The sequence below is a fragment of the uncultured Nitrospira sp. genome, from assembly GCA_902500695.1.
GTDB lineage: Bacteria > Nitrospirota > Nitrospiria > Nitrospirales > UBA8639 > Nitrospira_E.
On record CABVRQ010000035.1, the window covers coordinates 36,888 to 40,853 of the forward strand.

The following is a 3,966-nucleotide window of genomic DNA, read 5'->3' on the forward strand; positions in this document are numbered from 1 at the left end:
CTCAACCTACGATAACTCTTGATGGTGCGAGTGGGCCGGGTGGCCGCTCACGGAAATTTTCGTGGGAGGAAAGTCCGGACTCCAAAGGGCAAGGTGCTGGGTAACGCCCAGGCGGAGCAATCCGACACCAGCGCCACAGAAAATATACCGCCAATGGCAAACTCCTCGGATTTTGCCAGGTAAGGGTGAAATGGTGGGGTAAGAGCCCACCGCGCCTGTGGTGACACAGGTGGCAGGGTAAGCGTCACCTGGAGCAAAACCAAATAGGGGGACGATTCCCGGTTTGTCGAAGGAAGCGATTTCTTCTTGGACCGGGAGAGAGACCGGCCCGGTCGAGGTTCTCGGGTAGGTTGCTTGAAGCCTAGGGTAACCTAGGTTCCAGAGAAATGGTCACCACTGGATGAGACTCGTTTCATCTTGTACAGAATCCGGCTTACAGGCCCACTCCCTCACCATCTTTAGGGTTTACGTGTTTGTCCGGCATTGTGGTGGTTTCTCTTCACGTATTAATGAGCCATGGTCTGAAAGATTTCACGAATGCGAGGCGACAATAATACAGACTATGTCACGTGTTGTTTTGTTAGCTCATAGCATCCAAATGGTTGAGAATAATTCCTTGGTTTGACTCGTGTTTTCCTCATTGATAGAATGCCGGGTCCATCGCTTCCGCGTTTTTCATAAAAGGCCAAATACCTATCCTGAAATATTGCGTCCCCATCGTCTAGCCTGGCCTAGGACGCCGGCCTTTCAAGCCGGCAACACGGGTTCGAATCCCGTTGGGGACGCCATAGCTTAAGCCGTTGAAGGTTTCTTCAACGGCTTTTTTTTTATTTTTATCAATGCAAGTGATTTTTAAATATTATGTGGCGGGTCTTGAACGAAATCGACTGTGATCTCTTCCCTCGTTCAGTTAAGTTCGATATGGTAGGTATATCAGCCATATTTTTTCGGGGACCTGTGGAATCTTCATCTTACTATATTGAGAGAGTGGGGCATTTTGGCTTAACCAAAATATTCTAAACGAGCATCGTTACAAGAGGGGGCATTCAATTCGGCTGATATGTTAATTGGCTGGCCGAGATACCGCCGAAAGCACTTAAACGCGTTTGTTGATCAGTTCCGATTCCAGTGGGTGTTTGGTGAGGGAGTGTTGCGCGTGTTGCAAACAAAAATTTAATCATCCATTTTTCTGGCGAGGTCTTATGACGCACACATGGTTATTGGGCATTATGGCCGTATTCTTCATTTTCAATGGTCTGAGCCAGCCCGCCTGGTCTCAAGAGTCCAAACCAGGAGATGCTCCAGAGCAGGATGATGGCCCGCCGGGTTCAATGGTGCTTATTCCTGAAGGGGATTTTCTCATGGGAGATAATGACGGCTCTCGAAACGAGCGACCGGAGCATTCCGTTTGGCTGGATGCCTATTCTATCGATCGGTACGAGGTGACCATGGCGGAGTACCAGAAATTATTGGATACAGATTACAGTATCGAACCTCCGCCGCTGTGGGATGATGGCATTGCCACTGGAGAATTTGGGATCAGACCGGCTGTGGGAATTTCCTGGAACGATGCCAAACGATACTGTCAGTGGGTGGAAAAACGTCTGCCGACGGAAGCCGAATGGGAAAAAGCCGCTCGTGGCACCGATGGGCGAAGGTATCCATGGGGTCACATGCAGCCCTTTGTGGATATTGCAAACTATAACCAGGGGACGACGGGGTGGGTGAGTTATAAACTGACCCTTTCGCCGGTCACCAGCGGGACCAGGGGCATGAGTATTCGTCATGGCTTAAAACAGGGCGGAAAAAGCGCCTATGGCTTGTATAATATGGCAGGGAATGCGGCTGAATGGGTCGATGATTGGTATGACCGTTTTTATTATGAAGAGAGTCCCAAGAAGAATCCCCAAGGGCCGGCGGAAGGCGATTATAAAGTATTACGCGGGGGCTCGTGGGAAGACCAGCCGGTCAACTTACGGGTGACCGCCCGCTCAAAAGGGGAAGTTGATTTCCAGGACCTGACAACAGGATTTCGTTGTGCTAAGGATGCGAAGTGACGGTGCGGCTACTCATAAAAGTGGCCGCATCCGGTAAACTTTTACCGTGGGGTTTGGATGAGATCGCGAATTGATTCAATCGGTTGAGGTGGAGCGGAAGGCGCCCGTTTTTGCCCATAGAGCCAACGAGCGGTTGTTCCACCAATATTACGAATGGTATAGAGTGACCCGCCTGGAATATGAATTTCTTCTCCCACGGATGGCTGAACCCGCTCTCCCGCTATCTCCAATTCCAATTCTCCGGACATTGCCATAAATATTTCTTCCATATCCTGGGTGACGGCTCTCCATTCTCGTCCGGCATGATCAATCCACACCCCACAGGAAAATCCGCGAGCATGCCAATTTTTCGCAACAGTTGAGCGATCAATGATGGGGTGGCTTTTCATGATAGGCCTCTTAGAGAATAAAAGACTTATAAAAAATTCCGATGAATAATCTGGGGACTGCCGCAATTCAGCCATTGATTCCTGTCGAGGAAGAATGGCGGAGATGGATGCAAGTGACAAGAAAATACACAAGCTACTTGTATTGAAGGAAATCCATGGAAAAGCACCGGCAGTGCATTCATGGGGGTAGAGAGTAGAGAATGAAAGAGAGTGAAATTTTCTAAGAATGCGTCCACTTATATAGAGGGGAGATACCCCTGTCAATGTCACAAATTGTGGAAAAGGTGTGAACGATGGTGGATAAATTCACTGTGAAATCACGAACTCCTTTGTGAAAAGGGAATTCACTATGTGGATTATGGGGATAAATATTTTTTTGAAAGCTTTGGTCACTGAAAGAGTGCGAAGCTATATAAAACACCATCATTGGTGTATGAGGTTGGTAGTATGCCGGTCCGTGGGTTAACGCCAGTGCGGCATTGCAAGTAATTGGAGGAAATGGCTGATTTCCTATTCCTGACACTATCATCTCTGGTGTGAAGCCCTGTCCTTCGCGTATATTTTTACACGAATATGGTCCGTATCGAACTTTAATCTACCCTTAGAACAACAACATGATTGACGGATTAACCTATTACCAAATTCTGGGGCTTCCTGAAGATGCACTCCTGAAGGAAGTCCAGGGCGCATGGCGGAAATTTGTTAAAGAAAATCATGAGGACGTCGTCCCACAGGCAGAACGACAAGCCGCTAAGGAAAGGATGTTCAGGATCAACGAAGCCTATGCCGTGCTCGGTCACGAAGAAAAGCGGGCTGATTACGATAATGGGTATATGCTGAATGGCGGGTCAAAAAATGAACTCGTGAGAAGTCGGGTCCGAAGAGCCAAAGATATCATTCTCCGGGATCGATCGCTCATTACCAGAGAAGAGATGAAACTCATCGAATCCATCATTGATTATCTTGACAAAAATATCCAGGAAACGTGTTTTGTCTGGATGACCGATATCTTATGCGAACGTCCTGAAATGGCGAGACATGTGGTGACGTCGGCGTTTGATGAGCAACTGTTGGGAGCCAACAGTCATTTACTCAATACGCTTCTAGAAAAAGCGCCGTATGTGATGACCTGGGAAAAGATCTATCTCTATGGGGAAGAAATTCTTGGGGTTGTCGGGAAGGAGAACAAAGAAAGAAATTACAACCAACTCGCCCGTATATTGTGTCACCGGCTTGATCTAGCCAAACATTTTGTGTATCCGGCATTCCAGGAGCAAGCCTCAGGTTGTGAAAGCTGTCTGCTGCCAACATTATTAAAAGTGGCCCCAAAAGAAATCACGCAGGACCATTTTAATGATTATATTGATACTGTTCACAGCATGCGGTGGATCGTCTATGGTCAGCTCAGAAACTATAATGAACAGGCGGTTGACTGGATATTGAAGGCTCGTCCCGACCTCATCAGAAAACCTGAAGAAAAACCCGCACCGAAGGAGCTGCCACTTCCTTTACGGTCATGA

General features: G+C 47.9%; 3 protein-coding genes, 1 tRNA gene and 1 other RNA gene. 4 read left to right on the forward strand and 1 reads right to left on the reverse strand.

Features of this window, described 5'->3' with window-relative positions:
- Positions 1–27: 27 nt before the first annotated feature.
- The 3 genes from rnpB (at position 28) to AAH187_RS10565 (ending at position 2,057) form a co-directional block, all read left to right on the forward strand.
- Positions 28–452, forward strand: an RNA gene (gene rnpB, locus AAH187_RS10555) — RNase P RNA component class A.
- 258 nt (positions 453–710) lie between these two features.
- Positions 711–788: transfer RNA gene (locus AAH187_RS10560), tRNA-Glu, on the forward strand.
- A gap of 414 nt (positions 789–1,202) precedes the next feature.
- Complete coding sequence (locus AAH187_RS10565) at positions 1,203–2,057, forward strand: SUMF1/EgtB/PvdO family nonheme iron enzyme (protein WP_342348422.1); 855 nt, start codon at positions 1,203–1,205, stop codon at positions 2,055–2,057.
- A 41-nt stretch (positions 2,058–2,098) separates the two neighbouring features.
- Here AAH187_RS10565 and AAH187_RS10570 read toward each other — a convergent pair whose 3' ends face one another.
- Complete coding sequence (locus AAH187_RS10570; RefSeq protein WP_342348423.1) at positions 2,099–2,446, reverse strand: cupin domain-containing protein; 348 nt, start codon at positions 2,444–2,446, stop codon at positions 2,099–2,101.
- A gap of 614 nt (positions 2,447–3,060) precedes the next feature.
- Here AAH187_RS10570 and AAH187_RS10575 point away from each other — a divergent pair.
- A complete protein-coding gene (locus tag AAH187_RS10575; protein ID WP_342348424.1) occupies positions 3,061–3,966 on the forward strand; it encodes a DnaJ domain-containing protein in 906 nt (301 codons plus the stop codon).

Bases quoted from the DNA above. Each gene is read 5' to 3' on its own strand.
- AAH187_RS10570 (WP_342348423.1), bottom strand. From the start codon at position 2,446: ATGAAAAGCCACCCCATCATTGATCGCTCAACTGTTGCGAAAAATTGG.
- AAH187_RS10565 (WP_342348422.1), top strand. From the start codon at position 1,203: ATGACGCACACATGGTTATTGGGCATTATGGCCGTATTCTTCATTTTC.
- AAH187_RS10575 (WP_342348424.1), top strand. From the start codon at position 3,061: ATGATTGACGGATTAACCTATTACCAAATTCTGGGGCTTCCTGAAGAT.